The sequence below is a fragment of the Shewanella surugensis genome, assembly GCF_023284005.1.
In the GTDB taxonomy this organism is placed as follows: Bacteria; Pseudomonadota; Gammaproteobacteria; order Enterobacterales; family Shewanellaceae; genus Shewanella; species Shewanella surugensis.
Map to the genome: position 1 here is coordinate 1 of NZ_JAKIKS010000108.1, position 19,031 is coordinate 19,031.

General features: G+C 41.2%; 18 protein-coding genes and 2 pseudogenes. 8 read left to right on the top strand and 12 right to left on the bottom strand.

Translation table 11 applies throughout. The features are described 5' to 3' along the window. Both L2764_RS20490 and L2764_RS20495 read left to right on the top strand, forming a co-directional pair. A pseudogene (locus L2764_RS20490) lies at positions 1-107 on the top strand (IS30-like element ISVsa7 family transposase); the annotation flags it as partial. A gap of 72 nt (positions 108-179) precedes the next feature. Then, positions 180-671, top strand: a complete 492-nt coding sequence (locus L2764_RS20495) for a hypothetical protein (protein WP_248942209.1) — start codon at positions 180-182, stop codon at positions 669-671. A 70-nt stretch (positions 672-741) separates the two neighbouring features. Here L2764_RS20495 and L2764_RS20500 read toward each other — a convergent pair whose 3' ends face one another. Next, a complete protein-coding gene (locus L2764_RS20500) occupies positions 742-2,076 on the bottom strand; it encodes an MATE family efflux transporter (RefSeq protein WP_248942210.1) in 1,335 nt (444 codons plus the stop codon). Positions 2,077-2,354: 278 nt separating this feature from the next. Between L2764_RS20500 and L2764_RS20505 the strand changes: the two genes are divergently transcribed. Next, positions 2,355-3,404 carry a polysaccharide deacetylase family protein gene (locus tag L2764_RS20505; protein WP_248942211.1) on the top strand — a complete coding sequence of 350 codons (1,050 nt, stop codon included), beginning with the start codon at positions 2,355-2,357 and terminating at the stop codon, positions 3,402-3,404. A 7-nt stretch (positions 3,405-3,411) separates the two neighbouring features. Here the strand turns inward: L2764_RS20505 and L2764_RS20510 are convergent, their stop codons facing one another. From L2764_RS20510 to L2764_RS20530, 5 genes are all read right to left on the bottom strand, one after another. Further along, positions 3,412-4,056 (bottom strand): SCO family protein, encoded by a 645-nt coding sequence (locus L2764_RS20510; protein ID WP_248942212.1) that lies wholly within the window; start codon positions 4,054-4,056, stop codon positions 3,412-3,414. Between the two features lie 95 nt (positions 4,057-4,151). Further along, entirely contained in the window at positions 4,152-5,054 is a 903-nt protein-coding gene (gene cyoE / locus L2764_RS20515; RefSeq protein WP_248942213.1) for a heme o synthase, read from the bottom strand. Between the two features lie 23 nt (positions 5,055-5,077). Then, positions 5,078-6,061: a COX15/CtaA family protein gene (locus tag L2764_RS20520; protein WP_248942214.1), complete on the bottom strand. Its 984-nt coding sequence runs from the start codon at positions 6,059-6,061 to the stop codon at positions 5,078-5,080. After that, on the bottom strand, positions 6,061-6,606 hold the full coding sequence (locus L2764_RS20525; RefSeq protein WP_248942215.1) for a redox-active disulfide-containing membrane protein: 546 nt from the start codon (positions 6,604-6,606) through the stop codon (positions 6,061-6,063). The genes L2764_RS20520 and L2764_RS20525 overlap by 1 nt, the downstream gene beginning before the upstream one ends. Positions 6,607-6,785: 179 nt before the next feature. Beyond that, positions 6,786-7,469, bottom strand: coding sequence for an SURF1 family protein (locus L2764_RS20530; protein WP_248942216.1), 684 nt, complete (start codon positions 7,467-7,469; stop codon positions 6,786-6,788). Between the two features lie 43 nt (positions 7,470-7,512). Here L2764_RS20530 and L2764_RS20535 point away from each other — a divergent pair, with 43 nt between their 5' ends. Next, complete coding sequence (locus tag L2764_RS20535; RefSeq protein WP_248942217.1) at positions 7,513-7,731, top strand: DUF2909 domain-containing protein; 219 nt, start codon at positions 7,513-7,515, stop codon at positions 7,729-7,731. Between the two features lie 120 nt (positions 7,732-7,851). Here L2764_RS20535 and L2764_RS20540 read toward each other — a convergent pair whose 3' ends face one another. The 6 genes and pseudogenes from L2764_RS20540 to lexA all read right to left on the bottom strand — a co-directional run bounded on the left by L2764_RS20540 (position 7,852) and on the right by lexA (position 14,404). Continuing rightward, positions 7,852-8,727 (bottom strand): cytochrome c oxidase subunit 3, encoded by an 876-nt coding sequence (locus L2764_RS20540; RefSeq protein ID WP_248942218.1) that lies wholly within the window; start codon positions 8,725-8,727, stop codon positions 7,852-7,854. Next, positions 8,724-9,293: a cytochrome c oxidase assembly protein gene (locus tag L2764_RS20545; RefSeq protein ID WP_248942219.1), complete on the bottom strand. Its 570-nt coding sequence runs from the start codon at positions 9,291-9,293 to the stop codon at positions 8,724-8,726. The genes L2764_RS20540 and L2764_RS20545 overlap by 4 nt, the downstream gene beginning before the upstream one ends. 2 nt (positions 9,294-9,295) lie before the next feature. Beyond that, positions 9,296-10,885 carry a cytochrome c oxidase subunit I gene (ctaD, locus tag L2764_RS20550; protein ID WP_248942225.1) on the bottom strand — a complete coding sequence of 530 codons (1,590 nt, stop codon included), beginning with the start codon at positions 10,883-10,885 and terminating at the stop codon, positions 9,296-9,298. A gap of 51 nt (positions 10,886-10,936) precedes the next feature. After that, positions 10,937-12,013, bottom strand: a pseudogene (gene coxB, locus L2764_RS20555) (cytochrome c oxidase subunit II); the annotation flags it as partial. Positions 12,014-13,099: 1,086 nt separating this feature from the next. Beyond that, entirely contained in the window at positions 13,100-13,582 is a 483-nt protein-coding gene (locus L2764_RS20560) for a cell division inhibitor SulA (RefSeq protein ID WP_376708462.1), read from the bottom strand. Between the two features lie 201 nt (positions 13,583-13,783). Further along, positions 13,784-14,404 (bottom strand): transcriptional repressor LexA, encoded by a 621-nt coding sequence (gene lexA / locus L2764_RS20565; RefSeq protein WP_248942220.1) that lies wholly within the window; start codon positions 14,402-14,404, stop codon positions 13,784-13,786. 148 nt (positions 14,405-14,552) lie between these two features. Between lexA and plsB the strand changes: the two genes are divergently transcribed. The 4 genes from plsB to L2764_RS20585 form a co-directional block, all read left to right on the top strand. Beyond that, on the top strand, positions 14,553-16,976 hold the full coding sequence (gene plsB, locus L2764_RS20570; protein WP_248942221.1) for a glycerol-3-phosphate 1-O-acyltransferase PlsB: 2,424 nt from the start codon (positions 14,553-14,555) through the stop codon (positions 16,974-16,976). Continuing rightward, a complete protein-coding gene (mtr, locus tag L2764_RS20575) occupies positions 16,976-18,238 on the top strand; it encodes a tryptophan permease (RefSeq protein ID WP_248942222.1) in 1,263 nt (420 codons plus the stop codon). Before plsB ends, mtr begins: the two co-directional genes overlap by 1 nt. A gap of 165 nt (positions 18,239-18,403) precedes the next feature. Next, positions 18,404-18,712, top strand: a complete 309-nt coding sequence (locus tag L2764_RS20580; RefSeq protein WP_248942223.1) for an aquaporin — start codon at positions 18,404-18,406, stop codon at positions 18,710-18,712. Further along, on the top strand, positions 18,639-19,031 hold a 393-nt coding region (locus L2764_RS20585), incomplete at its 3' end, for a hypothetical protein (RefSeq protein WP_248942224.1). The genes L2764_RS20580 and L2764_RS20585, both read left to right, overlap by 74 nt.

Below are 19,031 nucleotides of genomic sequence, written 5' to 3' on the forward strand. Positions count from 1 at the left end.
CCAATGCTGAATTTTTAATTAACATGAGGCCAAGAAAGGCGTTAAACTTTCTCAGTCCTTATGAGTTTTTAACAGGTAAACGTGTGTCGCTTATTGCTGAGATCTAGGCATTAGATCAATATGACTCTGCTAATTTAAGATCAAATATTCAGGTTAAGACTGGTGATAGTGGTGCGCCGGTGTATCGAAATGATACGGCGTGTGGTAATTGTATTGTTGGTGTCACTTCCGGTATTCGAACCTCTCTGGGTGTGACCACCGCCTATGCTGTGCGTATGGCTAATGAGGGGACACTTAAGTACAATTCAATATCTAAGTTAATGGAATGGGGAGTAGAATCAATAGCCCAAGTACCGACAAGAGATATGCAAGCTATGCTACCGGGCTCGACTTTACTGCAATATCCCAAAGATGACAATCCTCAAGTACAGCTCACTTCCTCTTTGCAATGGCTTAAAGGTTCTGCTGTAGAAACGTATAATGTATATTTTGGTCAAAATGCGAATTTAACAGAGAGCGACTTACAAGTGGCGAATACGTCTGAACGCACTTTTCCTACGGGTGAATTGGCGCTGGGAGCAACGTATTATTGGCGAGTTGATGGGATCAATAATTTCGGGGTGCAGATAAGTCAAATCGTGTTCTCTTTTACAACGGTCAATGATATTTAAGTTGGCTATGTACCTTTTTTAACAAAAGGCGGCATCAAAATATATCGCCTCTTGTGATTGCTGCTAAATATTATTGAAAATGTTTGAACTTAAAGTGGTAATGGATCCCAAGGGTTACACTTCTTGCGAGCATAAATGCACTTAGTGCTGCCCAAAGTGCATAATTTTCTTCTGCGCCTAATAGAAACCACATGGGGAAAAAAACCATAAAAGTACAAATTAGCATACTATTTCGCATCACTTTCCCTTTCGCGGCCCCAATATAAACGCCATCAAAGAGATAAGAGCTAAAGGCTAATAGTGGGAAGAAGATGACCCAAGGTAAATATTGTTGAGCCATGTCTTGCACGGTATGAATATTGGTGAGCGTATGTACCATGCTTGTTCCTGCCAATAAAAAAGCGAACACAAAACCGATGGCTACAATGGCACACCAAGCCCAAGCAAGGGCAACGGTATCTTGCAAACGTTGATGATTTTTTTCTCCGTATGCTCGGCCGACTTCTGCTTCAGCATAATAAGCAATGCCATCTAAAGCATAAGAAATCAGCATGACTAAATTTAATAACACCGCATTGGCGGCGAGTATGTTATCGCCCAAGCTGGCGCTATGAAAGGTTACGAAAGTGAATACCAACTGCAAGCAAAGGCTACGTAAAAATATATCGGTATTTAAACTGAGTAAGGCTTTGTAGCTGCTGATTTTTAAGTGGCTAAAAAGGGTTGTTAAATGAAATTGTTTATCTTGATGAAGGTGATGCCATACAAGGCTTATAGCCAGTATAAATCCTGATATGTCAGCAAAAACAGAGGCCAAAGCGACCCCTTTTACACCCCAGCCTAATCCTAAAACGAAGAAGAGGTCGAGTGTAATATTGACACTGTTAGCTAAGATTAATTGTAACATCGCGGCTTTGGGCTTTTGTATGCCTAATAACCAACCTAAAAGCGCGAGATTCAATAATGCGAAAGGGGTCGACCAGATCCGAATACTGAAATATTCTTGGCAATATTTTGCGACCTCAAGACTTGGGCTGGATAAATAAATAGAGAGCTTTGCAATGGGGGATTGAAATAAAACGGCCAGCAAGCCTAATAATAAGGCCAGGCTTGTCGATTGGAAAAGTAATTGATATTGCTGCTGCTTATCATCAGCACCATAAGCTTGTGCGACTAAACCTGTGGTGGCCATACGTAAAAATCCCAGTAAAAATAGCATGACACTAATCATGGTTGCACCAAGCGCGACACCACCTAAATAATATGCATTAGATAAATGTCCGATGACACCTGTATCCACTAATCCAAGTAAAGGGATCGTGATATTGGAGAGGATCATGGGCAATGCTAACGCAAAAAGATGTTTGTTTTTTTGTTTATTCGAGAGTAAAGAGAACAAAGACATAAGTGATGATTTCTTTATGGGTGGTTTATAAAATATTGAAATTTATCGTTTCAAGTTATTTGATTATTGGTTTGTGTGTCGATTGGCGCCATTTTATATAAACTAATACAAACAAGTATACATATTTTGTATATACTAGTTGATCTAGTCGCAATAATAGCGGCATGTGGGTGGTTCTATGGGGCTACATTGGATGCTGTTGAGTATTGGTTTCAATAGGCTTTCTTTGTCATTTCCCGTACGTTCCTAATACTATAAAATTTTAAGGTTGGATAGATATGATTAAAAACGTGTTAATTTCGCTTTTGGCGCTAACAGGTTTTTCAGCTCACGCGGCTGTTATTTTACAGTATCACCATGTATCCGCAGAGACTCCGTCTATTACGAGTGTGACGCCTGAACAGTTTCAAGAGCAAATGCAATATCTAGCTGATAATGATTTTAATGTGGTGCCTTTATCTAAGGTTGTATCATCACTGAAGGCTAAGAAAGCAATGCCGCCTAAAACAGTGGCCATTACGTTTGATGATGGCTATCAAAGTATTGCTGATGTGGCTCACCCTATTTTAAAAAAATATCACTTTCCTTATACGCTTTTTGTTTCAATTGAACCGATTGAAAAGAAATTCAAGAATATGATGAGTTGGCAACAGCTGGTGGACTTGTCGAAAGAAGGGGCTGAAATTGCGAATCATAGTTGGGGTCATGAACATTTAATTCGTCGATTACCCGATGAATCAAAAGCCCAGTGGTTGAGTCGAATTGAAACGAATATTTTAAAGACAGAAGAAAAAATTCAGCAAGGAACAGGGCAAAATTTAAAAATGTTTGCTTATCCTTATGGAGAATATAATCAGGCTTTAGAAGGTTTAATGGCTAAATTAGGCTTTGTTGCTTTTGGTCAGCAGTCTGGCGCAGCAGGTCCTTATTCACAATTGGAAGCGTTACCACGTTTTCCTGTTGCGGGGGTTTATGCCAATTTAGCTAGCTTAAAAGTAAAGCTGCACAGTTTAAATATGCCAGTACTGGCGCAAAACGATAGTAATCCTGAGCTTTTAAATGGAAATTGGCGCCCCGAATTAACGTTAACCTTAGAGATGAGTGATATTGACCCAACACAAATGATGTGTTTTATCCAAGGTCAGGGAGCAAAAAAACCGGTTTGGACTGCGCCTAATATGATGAGTATTCGAGCAGAACTTGATTTACCTCCAGGTCGTACTCGTTACAATTGTACTGCACCCAGTAAAAAAACCGGTAATTACTATTGGTTTTCACAAGCTTGGGTAAGGCCTAACGATGATGGCTCATGGAAAAAAGAGCCATGATCTGTTTTTAATAAACGTATCGTTCAACGATTTTGCGAAGATCGCTTATCAGGTCTTTATTTTTTATTTGCGGTGCGATTCCTGCTGCCGTTGAGCTTGGTTTTATAATGGCTGTTTTTTCCCCTTTAGGGGAAATAAGCGCATATGATGCGCTATGATCGACTTGATAATTTTCTCCTTCCCCCACCATGGCATAGACAAATCCTAAATCGCGGGTAAAAGGCACTAAGTTTTCGTGTCCTGCTGTGACCGCAACAAATTCGGGATTAAAAAAACTAATATAGTCTTCTAGCCTATCTTGGCTATCCCTTTGTGGATCCACTGAGATAAAAACGACTTGTAAATCTATATCTTGGCTTAATTGTGAATGTGCAGCAGTGAGTTTACTCATGGTGGTTGGACAGACATCGGGACAAGAAGTATAGCCAATAAAGAATAGGCTCCATTTTCCCATTAAATGATTGTTTGTAAAAATATGACCTTGTTGATCTTTGAGCTCAAAAGGGGCGATCACTCGAGCCGTTGGAAAGACATAACTGGTTTTTAAATCGAGGATTGGCGCGTCTAAGGAAGTCAGTAATTGATTGGCTGCAACGGATCCTAAGGCAATTAAGACGATCCCTGAAATGATGAATAAGCTGATTTTTTTCATTTAACATCCTTTAGCTACCCCCAAAACGTTCACTTGGGGATAGCGTTCCTGTGAACTCACTTTTAAAGTATAATATTATGAAAGTATACAAATTGTTATCCAGTCCAAACATAATGATCGATAAGCAAAGCGGCGAATAACAACATGAGTTGATAAATGGAAAAGCGAAATAATCCCATTGCCAATCCCGGTTTATCTTTGAATTTAAGCTCCCAAGCTTTATAAATAAACATACCACTTAATAATGTTGAGCAAATGAGGTATATCGGCCCAGACATACCCACTAATACAGGCAGTAAGCATGCGATAGCTAATAATAACGTATATAAAAATATGCAGGTTTTCGTAAATTCAATACCATGAGTGACGGGCAGCATCGGCACATCGACCTTAGCGTATTCATTACGTCTATGGATGGCTAATGCCCAAAAATGTGGTGGTGTCCAAGTGAAGATAATAATGACGAGAAGCAGTGCATTACCATGAAACTCTCCGGTGACAGCTGTCCAGCCCAAGAGAGGTGGCATCGCCCCTGCGAGTCCTCCAACGACAATGTTTTGTGGCGTGGCACGTTTTAAGTAAGCGGTATAAATGACCGCATAACCAATTAAGCTGGCGAAGGTTAACCAAGCAGTGAGAGGGTTAACTTGAGCATAAAGCAAGACAAAACCGAGTACGCTGAGGGATACCGAAAACATAATGGCGCGAGGAATAGAGACTTTTCCTTGGGGTAAAGGGCGGTTATCGGTGCGAGACATTAACCCATCGATACGGCGATCGATTAAGTGATTAAAAGCCGCCGCGGCTCCAGCCATCATAGCAATACCGACTAAGCCATAAACAATAGTGGCTAAAGGTAATTTTCCCGGCACAGCGAGACACATGCCTACGAGCACGGTGAGTAGCATAAGAGCGACAACTTTTGGTTTCGTCATTTCAAAGTAGGCACGCCATTGAAGTAGTGGCGCATTGATAGCGAGAGATACGGGTTTATTCATTTCTTACTCCTTAAAACAAGATGTTAAGCTTTACGCCAAAGGGCGTAATTGATGAATACAAGGCTCAATAGCAGTAAGGCCGCGCCTGCATTATGGGCAGCTGCAATTCCCAGTGGTAAGTGAAAGATAACGTTACTGAGTCCTAAACCAATTTGTAATCCAACAAGAATAAGTAATATCCAAGCGGATTGGCGCAAGGTCGAAGAGCGGGCTGATTTCATTAGTCGATAAGCTAAAGTTGCTAACATGATGGCGGTGACAATGGCCCATATGCGGTGAGCGACATGTATGGTCATTCGAGCAGGGTATTCGAGTACACCGAATTCAAAACTTGAATGCTCACCTTGCCATGGCGAAAAAGCGTTGATGATATCGAGATTTTGATACCAGTTGCCCTCACAAATAGGCAGAGCCGTACAAGCAAGTGCGGCATAATTGGCCGAAGTCCAGCCGCCTAAGATGATTTGTAGGACCAAAACGCTTAAGCATAAAAGAGAGAATGTGGCTAATTTTTTTGCTTGAGGATCACCTCCAATAATCGTGAGGGGTTTGGTTCTCAAATACAGTAGTAAGACTAATGAGATAATGGTAAAACCGCCCAATAAATGCGACATGACAACGATGGGCATGAGTTTCATTGTCACCGTCCACATACCCAGAGCGGCTTGAAATAATACCAGTCCACTGATGAGTAATGGCAGGTTTTTTGGGGCATTACTGGTTTTTAGACACAGAAATAAAATCCACATCACCAGTAGCCCTAAGGTGCCAGCAATGTATCGGTGGATCATTTCTAACCAAGCTTTGTCAGATTCGACGGTTAATTCGGGAAAGGTGAGCTGCGCTTGAGTGAGTTCATGGGCCTGTGTGGGGACTTTGATCATGCCGTAACACCCTGGCCAATCGGGACAACCCAATCCTGCATCCGATAAGCGCGTATATGCGCCCATCAGAATGACACACAGTGTAAACACTAGGGTCAGCTTAAGTAATGGACTGATTTGCATTAACCAATCCTCGAGAGTTTTAGCAGTTTTCGAAGATCGGCAATGAGCGCTTTACCTTGCATGATCTGTGCGTCTTTATTGAGTACGATGGGATAACTCATAATGAGGCTGCCAAGGGGATCGACAATAATGAGTTTTTGCTGATTTAACAGGGAAGCCAGTTTGTCATTCACCGAGTGAGTCATAAATTGATAAGGAATTAAGGCCGAAATATCACTGTTTTCATTGACCATGATCACTGTATGGACTCTATCTTGATCTTTACCCAATGCAGTATGGCTTTGCTGTAAGATGTATAAGCGGTTTTGACATTTTTCCAGACATTGTTCAGGCAATAAATACAGTACTTGCCATTGTTGTGGTTTTGGGTTTTTCATCGATAAACTGGCATAAGTGGTATCGGCCGCGATTAAGGTGCCATTGTTGGTTGCTCCACCTCGATAGAGATCCATGCTAAGCACAAGTTTAGCCATGGCGACGGGTAGAATAAAAGCCAAAAGTAAGATTAATAATGTGTTCTTTCCATTTTGTTTGGGGGAGTTCATTCCATCTCCTCTGTACCTTTGTTGATGAGTATTTTCTAGCACGCGTTCATGATGAAATCATGGTGCGAACTAACGAATATATTCACTTCCCGAAGCGGCTAGGAAGGTGTGATGACTTGTGTGGTTTACCGTGTAATAAGCGATTTTAAAATGCATCTAATGGCTCAGATTTAGCAAACCTATTGCTTTATTTGTCGTAATAACAAACCTCCCATAATTGAAATGAATACAGCAGCCATTACAAACCACTGAAAGGCATAACCTTTATGTTTTTCAGGTGTCATAGGGAAAGGTTGCCATGGATGCGGTAACTGATGTGAAGCCAGTTTATCCGGTTGTAAAATGGCGGGTGCTAATGCATGGTTAAGTTCAATACTGAGCTGGTTTAAATTGAGGTTTTGAATGCGTTTGGGCCAGCCCGCTTCTGCCATTAGCTCAGCACTCATTGGATTGGCCTCTTTGTTATAGAGTCGTCCAGTGAGCATGACAGGTGCTGAAATAGGTTGAATGACGGGTAAGTCTGAACGATTAGCGGTTGTAGAAATAAAGCCCAATTCCAGTAGTAACCATGGGCGGTTAGGCATGACTTCCATGATTTGGAAGGCCAAATAGCCAACACGGCCTTGATAAACTTGATTATCGAGAAGCAGCACTTTTTCCATTGCAGGTGAGGCTTGGGTTTGTAAACGAAAACCGGTGTAAAGGGTATTACTCGGCAGTGCCAACAGCTGTGAATAGCTGAGTTCTGATTGCGATTGTCTGAAGCTGAGCTCTTGTTGCCAATCGGCTTTTTCTTGTGATCGTTGCAGTTGCCAGATCCCTAGCTTGACCAGAAGTGCAAACACGCTCACAGTAGAGATCATAATAAATACCCAAGATTTTGTGATTATCTTTTGAGGAGTAAGAATGGAGCTCTTATTGTTATTTAAGCTTTGTTTAGTGTTGCTACTACTATTCATGATTTTTAACCTAGGCCGTGCTTGGTATGTCATGGTTAAAGGAAAAAAGACCGCGCCTATGAGTCAATTTTTGGGACGGCGAGTCATATTTGCACTGTTCATCATGGCATTACTTGTGTTTGCTTCCTTATCAGGATTGATCAACCCTAACCCCAGACCTTACTGATGGAAAAAGCGCTCTAGGACATATCCCTTTAGGTTGCTGGGGTGTCACTGGCCTTTTCCACAGGCTCAATCAAAACACGTTTGATTGAGCCTTATTTCATTTAATTAAATTAACAAAGACTTAAAGCACGTAAACAAAAATAAACAGACATAGCCAAACCACATCAACAAAATGCCAATACCAGCTTCCCGCTTGAAAGGCGAAATGTTTATCATGAGAAAAATGCCCTTTCGAGATGCGAACAAACAGCACGAATAGGAATACCGTTCCCAAGGTGACGTGCATCCCGTGTATCCCCGTCAATAAGAAAAAGGTACTGCCGTAAACACCCGCATCGAGCGTTAAGCCCATGACTTGATAGGCATGGGTATACTCAAGCACCTGTAACATAAGGAAAATGACCCCTAAAATAATCGTGGCGGCGAGCCAAGCTTTGACAGGCGCACGTTTATCATTTTCTAAATTGACATGGGCAAAGTGTAAAGTGATGGATGAGGTGAGTAGAATAAGGGTGTTGTATAGCGGTAAACCCATCCACTCCATTGCTTGGGTTAAACGGCCGTCGGGCGTGGTTTCTAGTGGCCAAACAGCCACAAATTCAGGCCAAAGAACGACTTGAGTCATGGCGTTATTGGAAGCGCCACCCAGCCAAGGCACAGAAACCATTCTGGCATAAAACAGTGCGCCGAAGAAAGCAGCGAAGAACATCACTTCAGAAAAGATAAACCAGCTCATTCCTTGGCGGAACGATCGGTCCATTTGTTGGGAGTATAATCCGGCCATGGATTCGGCTATAACGGTTCTAAACCAGCCAAATACCATGAAAATGATGACTGCAATACCTGTTATAAGGATATATTTTCCGACAGTGGCTTCCGTTCCCATATCTGAAATATAAGTACCGGCACCAAAAGCGATAAGGAATAATCCCATTGCGCCTATAATCGGCCAAGCGCTTTGGGATGGGACGTAATAGTGTTCATGTTTGGTTGTCATTTTGCTGCTCCTTGCTCTAGCACATCGACATAGCCTTTGTCGGTGATATTGTAGAGTGTATAAGAGAGGGTCAGTGTAGATATGTTGTCCGGTAAGGCGGGATCGACATAGAATATTAAGGGTAAATCAGCGCTTGATTTTGCTGCTAATGTCTGTTGATTAAAGCAAAAACATTCAGTTTTATTAAAATAGGCAGCGCCTCTTCCTGGTGAAACAGAAGGGATCGCTTGCCCAACAATATTGAGGTTAGACAGATTCTTGGCCTTGAAGTGAGTGCGGACTAACTCGCCAGGATGTACCTGTAATCGATTCACTTGAGGGATAAACTCCCAAGGCATATTGTTTTGCACTTGAGAGATGAATTCGACAGTAATGAGCCTGCTTTTGTCTATTTCATTATCAATATACTGACTGGCACTGTTTTGGGTTTTTCCATTGATCCCCAGTTGATCGCAAAGGACATCATAAAGTGGCACTAAAGCAAAGCCAAAACCAAACATAGAGATTGCTCCTAACAGTAGAAAACGAATTAAACGTTGATTTGACTTTGCTTTATTCTCATTCATGATTATTTGATCACCGGTGGGGTAGTGAATGAGTGATAAGGCGCAGGACTTGGAATTTCCCACTCTAGACCTTCAGCACCTTCCCAAGGTTTTGCTGGGGCCTTTTCTCCACCACGAATACATTTGATGACTACCACTAAGAAAATAAGTTGCGATAATCCAAAGGCGAAGCCACCGATAGAGACGATCTGGTTTACATCGGCAAACTGGATAGCATAATCGGGAATACGACGAGGCATTCCTGCCAGCCCAAGAAAATGCATGGGGAAGAACAAGATATTGACCGAAATGACTGAACACCAAAAGTGAAGCTTACCCAAACGTTCGTTATACATATGGCCTGTCCATTTTGGGATCCAATAATAGACCGCAGCCATAATGGTGAAAATAGCCCCCGTGACTAACACATAATGAAAATGTGCCACCACAAAATAGGTGTCGTGATATTGAAAGTCAGCAGGCGTAATGGCGAGCATTAGCCCTGAGAATCCACCAATGGTAAAGAGTACCAAGAAGGAAATGGCGAACAACATTGGTGTTTCAAATGTGAGCGAGCCTTTCCACATGGTGGCGACCCAGTTAAATATTTTTACCCCAGTGGGGACGGAAATCAACATGGTGCAGTACATGAAAAACAGTTCTGCAAATACCGGCATACCGGTGGTAAACATGTGATGTGCCCAGACTAAAAAAGATAAAATGGCAATACTGGCAGTGGCGTAAACCATTGAAGAGTAACCGAAGAGTTTTTTGCGACTAAAGGTGGGGATAATCGCAGACATGATCCCAAAAGAAGGCAAGATCATGATGTAAACTTCGGGGTGACCAAAGAACCAAAAAATATGTTGAAACATCACTGGATCGCCGCCGCCGGCGGCTTCAAAAAAAGAAGTGCCAAAATATTTGTCTGTTAATACCATCGTCACCGCGCCTGCCAATACGGGCATGACGGCAATAAGTAAGAAGGCGGTGATCAGCCAAGTCCAAGCAAATAAAGGCAATTTCATCCAAGTCATGCCCGGTGCGCGCATGTTAATGACGGTCACAATGACATTAATGGCCCCCATGATGGAACTTATGCCCATGATATGAATAGAAAAGACAAAGAGTGCAGTACTGTCAGGGCTATATTCTGTTGATAAGGGGGCGTAGAAGGTCCAGCCAAAATTAGGCCCACCGCCTTCCATAAAGAGTGAACTCAGAAGAATGATAAAAGCAAAGGGGAGGATCCAAAAACTCCAGTTATTCATTCTCGGTAGCGCCATATCTGGCGCCCCTATCATCATGGGTATCATCCAATTGGCTAAGCCTGTAAAAGCAGGCATAACGGCACCAAAGACCATAACGAGTCCGTGTACCGTGGTCATTTGGTTGAAAAAATTAGGGTCGACTAATTGTAATCCAGGCTGAAATAATTCAGCGCGGATCACCATTGCCATCAATCCTCCAGTGAGAAACATGATGAAACTAAACCAAAGATAAAGCGTACCAATATCTTTATGATTAGTGGTAAGTAACCAGCGCATTATGCCACTGGGTGGTGCATGGTGCCCATCATCATGATTATGATCGTCTTGAAGGGATCCATCCATGCTGACTTGATTTTCTTGGGTCAAAGTATTCATGTGCTTTCCTTATTGACCATGTTGATTAACATCAATAGCTTGAATGATATCGCCGGTATCATTACCCCAAGCATTACGTTCGTAAGTAACTACGGCGGCAATTTCTTGTGGGGTGAGTTGCTTATTGAATGCTTGCATTGCGGTGCCGGGTTTACCGTTGATGACCATTTCTAGGTGGGCGCTGATATCACCAGTCACAATAGGGCTGTCTTTCATTGCAGGGAATGCGCCGGGCAATCCCATACCATTGGGTTGATGACAGGCGGCGCAATAAGTGAGGTAAACTTGTTCACCTTGTAACATCAGCTCTTCAATTTCGAGGGTGACAGCGAGTGAGGCTTCGGCTTCTAAGACGTCTAAACTGGCTTGTTGTTGTTGGCTGGCGAGCCATGCTTCAAATTCTGCTTCGGGTAAAGCTTCTACCACGATGGGCATGAAGCCGTGATCTTTACCACACAGCTCGGCACATTGGCCGCGATAAATGCCGGGTTTATCAATGTGAGTCCAAGTTTCATTGATAAAACCTGGATTGGCGTCTTTTTTGATGGCAAAGGCTGGCACCCACCAAGAATGGATGACGTCATCTGAGGTTACTAGAAATCGAACTTTACGGCCTATTGGAACGACTAAAGGCCTATCAACTTCAAGTAGGTAATACTCTCCTTTAGGGGCATCGCCCTCTATTTGGTCTCTCGGTGTTGAGAGTAAACTGTAAAATTCAACGCCTTGATCAAAATAGCTATAATGCCATTTCCACTGTGAACCTGTGACCTTAATGGTCAGTGCGGCATCATTGGTGTCTTCCATCGCAATTAATGTTGTGGTTGCAGGAATAGCCATACCAATGAGAATAACGAAAGGGATAATCGTCCAGAGGATTTCGACTTTTGTACTTTCATGAAAATTGGCGGCGACTGCGCCTTTTGATTTACGATGGTATATCATCGAATAAAACATGATACCAAATACGACTAAACCTATGGCACAGCAGATATACAAAATCGTCATATGCAGGTGGTAAACTCTGCTACTGATATCCGTTACACCCTCAGTCATATTTAAGGGCATTTCTGTTGCTAAGATTGCGGGCGTCATGAGTAACGCCAAAGCACCACACCACAATTGCTTCACTAGACTTCTCCTTCGTCAATAGACAAAGAAGAGTTACACAGTAAGTCTTTGCTCTATGTGAACTCTTCAGTTCTCAAAAAAGCAACGATGACTTCAAAGTACCAGTATGGTTGTTATATTAAAAGTTAAGAGGGTTTTAATATACCACTGGGCACCTACGGCTGACTATATCAGGCCAATTTTAATCTTTGTAATCGTATATTCTAGATTAACCATAGCCTCATTTTCAATTTGTAAAGAGGTTAATCAGGACCATATTCAATCAATATTTTTATGAGTATTAAGCTTACATGGTTAATTAAGGTAATACTCATAAGTATATTAACAAAGACAAACGACGAATCGCTCAGATATAACAAATTATCGTTGTTATAATGGTATACACTACTTGGTGTTTGAGTAATGTTCAAGAGGGTTTTTTATTCTATATACATAAAATATGGTGTAAAAAGTCAAAATAAAGTTACTATAGACTCAGATAAGTCTTGAAAATAAAGCAATCAACTATTTATTGATTTATTTAACATGGAAATTAATGGAAGTGTGATCTGTGTCACTAGAATACAAGTGTGTCACCTCTCTCATAACATATATTCATTTAAATAAATAGTTATATTAATATGATTGTATCACTTTATTAGAGTTATATTAAGAAATATATTTTCATTATTTTAACTGAATATTATTTTATTGGTTCAGGGAGAACAAATGAATGAATATGAGTGTAGATCATCTTGATGAATTTGATAGGAAGTTTAATTTAAGATTTGAATTTTTATTGTGGAATTTAACGGGATATTAGCCTTGATGTCATAATTGATTACTGCTCGAGGTTTTTATTGTGGGTAGCGTAGGCTCTTTAGACACTGACGATAAAGGGTTTAAGGATCGCTTTATACTTCTGTTTATGAATGCTTTTGGATTGAATAGGCCGTTTACATTTAAAAGTATCAATGTAAATCATTGACTAATAATTTTTAGTTGTTGAGTGATGATTCGGCCTTTTCTGTCTATTAATGACGTGGATCGTTTCTTTATTTCGGTTTTTGCTTAATGAGTCATTTCATTTTTTGTTTTGGCTATAATATAACCCGTCGCACAAGCGCTTTTAGCGATGATTTGTAAGCGCCGGTTATCTCTATTATTGAGATGATTAGTCCAAGCGATTACTGCGCTCGATGTCCCATTGGTGAGTGCTTTTTCCATTGCCCATAATGATTCAACCTCATCTTTTGCATGTACTAATAATATTCGGTCCATTCTCACACCTGCGTTGTTCAAGAGTCTTTTATAGGCAATATTGGGAGGACTGATGAGGACTATCCAGCGGCCTTCTTGACTGAGTTGGGCGAGTTTTTGGCTAACCTGCAGCAATTCCTCGCAACCTTGTGAGTGGGTATTTAAAATGGTAATACTGTGATTTAACTGATTGATGTTGTTTATTGAAGTATGTTGAGACTGCCAAAGTCCAGGGTGATGAGCAGGTTGATTGTTCAAGGTAACTGAATGTTGTTTTATTTTGTTTAAATTAATACTCTTCAAGGTAGCAACCTCCGTAGCAACTGTACTTTTGTAACTGACTTCATTCTCAAATGAGTTCTTTAGCAACTCATTAAAAAGAAGTGATTGATTAGGATCATTGTTATTAGCATGGATAAATACAATGTAGGAAAGCTGTATTTATCCTGCGTGGGAGAACTTCAAAAACGTTGGGCAAAAGATTCAAGAGCTTCGTTACTGCCAATCACCATTTCGGATCACGCCAACCGCTAAGCCTTCAATGTTGAAGCTTTGCTCGGTCAGATCTATTTCAATGGGAGGATAGGCTTCATTTTCAGCGTGTAAAAAGACTTTATGGCCTTGCTTTTCGAAACGTTTAACAGTGACATCATCTTCCACTCGGGCGACAACAATTTGTCCATTTCGAGCTTGCTGAATTTTATGTACCGCGAGTAAATCACCTTCAATTATGCCAATGTCTTTCATACTATCGCCACGAACTCGTAATAAAAAATCAGCCTTAGGGCGGAACATAGTCGGATCGACTTGGTAGTGTTGCTCAACATGTTCTTGCGCTAGAATGGGTTCGCCTGCAGCCACTTGACCAATTAATGGTAAACCTAAACTGGCATTTTGTGTATCGACTTGGGTTAACCTTATACCTCGAGAAGTGCCTGGGATTATTTCAATACAGCCTTTTTTTGCTAAGGCTTTTAAGTGCTCTTCTGCAGCGTTTGCACTTTTAAAACCTAAGCGTGTGGCAATTTCTGCTCGGGTTGGGGGCATACCTGTATCGGCGATATTTCGCTTTATGAGGGTTAAAATTTCATCTTGTCTTTTGGTAAGCGGTCTCATAGTAAACCCTGTTTTTCTATACAGTATACTGTCAGTATATACAGTAATTTTTTGAGTGCAAGTAATAAGCAGGTTTTACGCTAAGCAAACGATTTGGTTTTCTGATAGTATGTTGCGATATTGAAATCGCTTACATTGTAAAAGAATCATGTCCAAACAAGACTCGCTTTGGTATAAATCACTTCGTTGGATCCAAAAAAAGTTGGTACACACTATTGTGGTGCCTCAGGATCCTTTTGATGATCTTAATCTCGATCCTAATCGTCCTTTCGTTTACGTGATGAAAACTGAATCTGTCAGTGATATTGCAGCGTTAAGTGAAATAACGGAAAAGCTGGGATTACCAAGTCCTTATAAAACCCTAGAGCTCAATGGAATTTCGACGCCTAGAGTCGTGTGTTTAGAAGGTGCTAAGCCTATATTTGGCCAGCGTGAAGGTCCTGAGCATTATATTCATTGTTTTAAAAGGTTATTGACCGCTCATAAGAACAGTCCGAAGCTTGATATACAGTTAGTGCCTGTCAGTCTCTATTGGGGAAGAACCCCTGGCAAAGAAGATGACACGATGCGAGCGGCGGTACTGGAACGTGAAAGTCCGACTTGGTTGCGCAAGTGTTTGATGATTATTTTCTTAGGGCGTCATAATTTTGTTCAGTTTTCGAATGCGGTATCACTGCGTAATATGGCAAATGAACATGGAACGGATGAGCGTATTGCACATAAGTTAGCACGAGTGGCTCGCGCACATTTTAAGCGTCAGCGCATGGTCATGACGGGCCCTGAACTACCGGATCGTCAAACCATGTTTCATGCTTTACTTAAATCAGGATCGCTGCAAAAAGCCATAAAAGAGGAAGCCAATAGTAAGAAAATTTCTGAAGCTGAAGCGAAAGCAAAAGCGATGGAATATTTAGATGAAGTCGCGGCGAATTATTCAGATAGTTTAGTTCGTATTGCTGAGCGATTTCTAACGTGGCTTTGGAATAAACTCTATAAAGGGATTAATATCAAAGGAGCGGAAGAAATCCGTAAATTACATCACGATGGCCATGAAATCGTGTATGTTCCTTGTCACCGCAGTCATATGGACTATCTGCTTCTATCTTATATTTTATATTATCAAGGTATGGTTCCGCCTCATATTGCTGCGGGGATCAATTTAAACTTTTGGCCTGCAGGTCCCATGTTTAGACGCGGAGGCGCTTTCTTCATTCGTCGAAGCTTTAGAGGAAATAAATTATACACTGCCGTTTTTCGTGAATATTTGTCGCAACTTTTTAGTAAAGGTTACTCTGTAGAGTATTTTACCGAAGGTGGACGCTCCAGAACGGGTCGACTATTAGCGCCTAAAACGGGCATGATTGCGATGACGATAAATAGTGTGCTTAGAGGCGTAGAGCGTCCTGTGACGTTAGTGCCTGTTTATCTCGGTTATGATCATGTCATGGAAGTGAAGACTTACCATAAAGAACTGCGAGGCAAGAAAAAAGAGAAAGAGTCTGTTTGGCAGGTCTTTGGGGCAATCCGAAAGTTGGGTAACTTTGGTCAAGGCTATGTTAATTTTGGTCAGCCGATCACATTGAGTCATTTTTTAACTGAACAAGTGCCTACTTGGCGTGAAGATGTGGCGCTTGATCCTGAGCAAAAGCAGCCTTGGTTTACACCCGTAGTCAATAACCTTGCAGGAAAAGTGATGACTTACATTAATGATGCTGCTGCGGTGAGTTCAGTGACATTAACCAGCTTAGTCTTGTTAGCTTCTGAGCGTAATGCATTAGAGCGGAGCTTATTGGAAAAACAGTTAAACTTGTATTTACATATTTTAAAAGCCCAACCTTATACTCAATATATGTCCGTTCCTGAAGGTGATGGTCAAACTTTCATTAGTCAGGCATTAGAGCTTAATAAAATAGTAGAAACGCAGGATCCTCTGGGCGATATTATTTCGATAGAGGATAAGCATGCCGTGACGATGACTTATTATCGTAATAATATTATTCATTTACTCATTATTCCTTCTTTGATTGCGAGTTACTTGATTCGACATGATCATGGCACTCGCAGTGACGTCATTGAGGTAGTTAATGATTTCTATCCATTGCTTGAAGCTGAGCTTTTTATGGGCTTAGATAATCCTGCTCAATATGTTGAGCAAGTATTGGATGTGTTTATTGATGAGGGACTCATCACTGAGACCCATACTCTTGATCTGGTTGAATCTAAGGCCGCACAAATTTTATTACTTGCTGATACAGTGAGTGAAACCTTACAACGTTATGCGATTATTTTTAATTTATTAAGCGTATTTCCAGATATGGAGCGCTCAGATCTGGAACGTGAAAGTTATCGTTTAGCGAAACGTTTAGGGTCATTACACGGCATTACCGCTCCAGAATTTTATGATAAAAAATTGTATAACACCTTAAGCGTCAAGCTTAAAGAGTTGGGTTACTTTAGTGATAGTGAACCGCATTGTGATGTCAAGCGTATTCAAAAGCGTGCGAATATGTTGCTGCGCTCATCGGTGCGGCAAACGATAGTGGATAGTGTTGCGGCGGAGTTGTTAAGTTAATGTCGGAGCGTATAAAGCACGGTAGTGAATCCACTTTTAAACCGCAAAAATCCCTATTAGGCGGCGCGATGATTATCGCTGGCACGGCGGTAGGCGCGGGAATGTTTTCCTTACCTGTTGTGGGTGCGGGTATGTGGTTTGGCTATTCCAGTTTAATGCTAGTGGTGGTTTGGTTTTGTATGTTGGCGTCAGGGTTATTGTTGCTTGAAACCAATTTGCATTTTAAACCCGGAGATAGTTTCGACACCTTAACTAAAGTGACATTAGGGCAGTTTTGGCGAGTGATTAATGGTGTTTCCATTGCCTTTGTGCTTTATATTTTGACCTATGCATACATTAGCGGTGGGAGCTCGATTGTTGATCACAGTCTATCGAGTTTTGATATTAAGTTACCTCAAAGTGTTGCAGGGCTTATTTTTTCCTTTGTACTGTCAATGATCGTTTTTATTAGTACGCGAGCCGTGGATCGTATCACGACCATTATGATCGGCGGGATGCTTATTACCTTCTTTTTGGCGATAAGTAATTTACTCCTTGATGTGAATACGGTTAAGTTATTTCATCCTAATGGTGATGCTGTCTACTCCCCTTACTTATGGGCTGCGTTGCCATTTGGATTGGCCAGTTTTGGTTATCATGGCAATGTCCCTAGTTTAGTGAAGTACTATGGAAAAGAGCCTAAGACCATCATTAAAGCATTAGTGATTGGAACTTTGATGGCCTTAGGCATTTACTTGTTATGGTTGATTACCACCATGGGAAGTTTAGCTCGTAGCCAGTTTGTCGATATTATCGATCAAGGTGGCAACATGGGCGTACTTGTTGCGGCATTATCCCAAGTAATAGACAGTGATTGGCTCAATATTATGCTCAATTTATTTGCAAATTTAGCCGTCGCTTCCTCATTTCTGGGGGTGACCTTAGGTTTATTTGATTACTTGGCCGATTTATTTAATTTTGATGGTTCAAGAAAAGGTCGGTTAAAAACAGCCGCTGTGACGTTTATACCGCCGACTATTTTAGGTATTTTATTTCCTAATGGTTTTCTTGTTGCCATTGGCTTTGCTGCACTGGCCGCGACCATTTGGGCGGTTATCGTACCCGCGATGATGGCTTACCGTTCAAGACAGCTGTTTCCTGATAGCCAAAGCTTCAGAGTCTTTGGGGGGACGCCACTTATTGTAGTGGTGATCTTATTTGGGATTATCACCGGGACTTGCCATTTACTAGCGATGGCAGGTTTATTACCTGTTTTTGGTTAGGTATTTCCGTTTGATCGCGAGCAAAATGAAGCGTCTTTAAGGTTAACTTGAGGCGCTTTTTTTTGTGTGTGGTATTTATTTGGCTTGAAAACTATTTTGATTGCATCGAGTGCATGTCTATACTTAACGGTGGTATGGGTGAATATTTACTTTAAAGGAATCAATATGAAGAGCCTCTCTTTTCAAAAGTTACTCGCTGAATTACTGGGTACTTTCATGTTGGCAACGGTGGTACTCGTCTCGTTAACACCCAGTACGCCTTTTCCTCTTGCCACACCCATTGCTGCAGCATTGTCTCTTGGTCTGAGTGTGTATTTACTGGGGAGTGTATCGGGTTGCCATATTAACCCCGCGATTTCATTAGCCATGTTGGTTTGTCGTCAAATGGATATTATTCATTTTGTTGGCTATATTATTTTTCAATGTGCTGGTGCGTTACTGGCTTATTTTTTTAGTGCTTTTTTATATCCCTAGTGGGCAGGAACAATGGCTTATTGTCCATGAAACAACATTATTAAGTGGCGTGGGTGAAGCTGTTGGTGCTGCATTTTTTGCTTTTGGGGTATTAAGTACCGCACATAATAAACATATTAATCAGAATATGGTTGGGGTGATTGTCGGGACATCATTATTGATGGGACTCACTATTTCACATAATGATTCTTATGGTATTTTAAACCCTGCAATAGCAATAGCAATAGCAATAGCAATAGCAATAGCAATAGCAATAGCAATAGCAATAGCAATAGCAATAGCAATAGCAATAGCAATAGCAATAGCAATAGCAATAGCA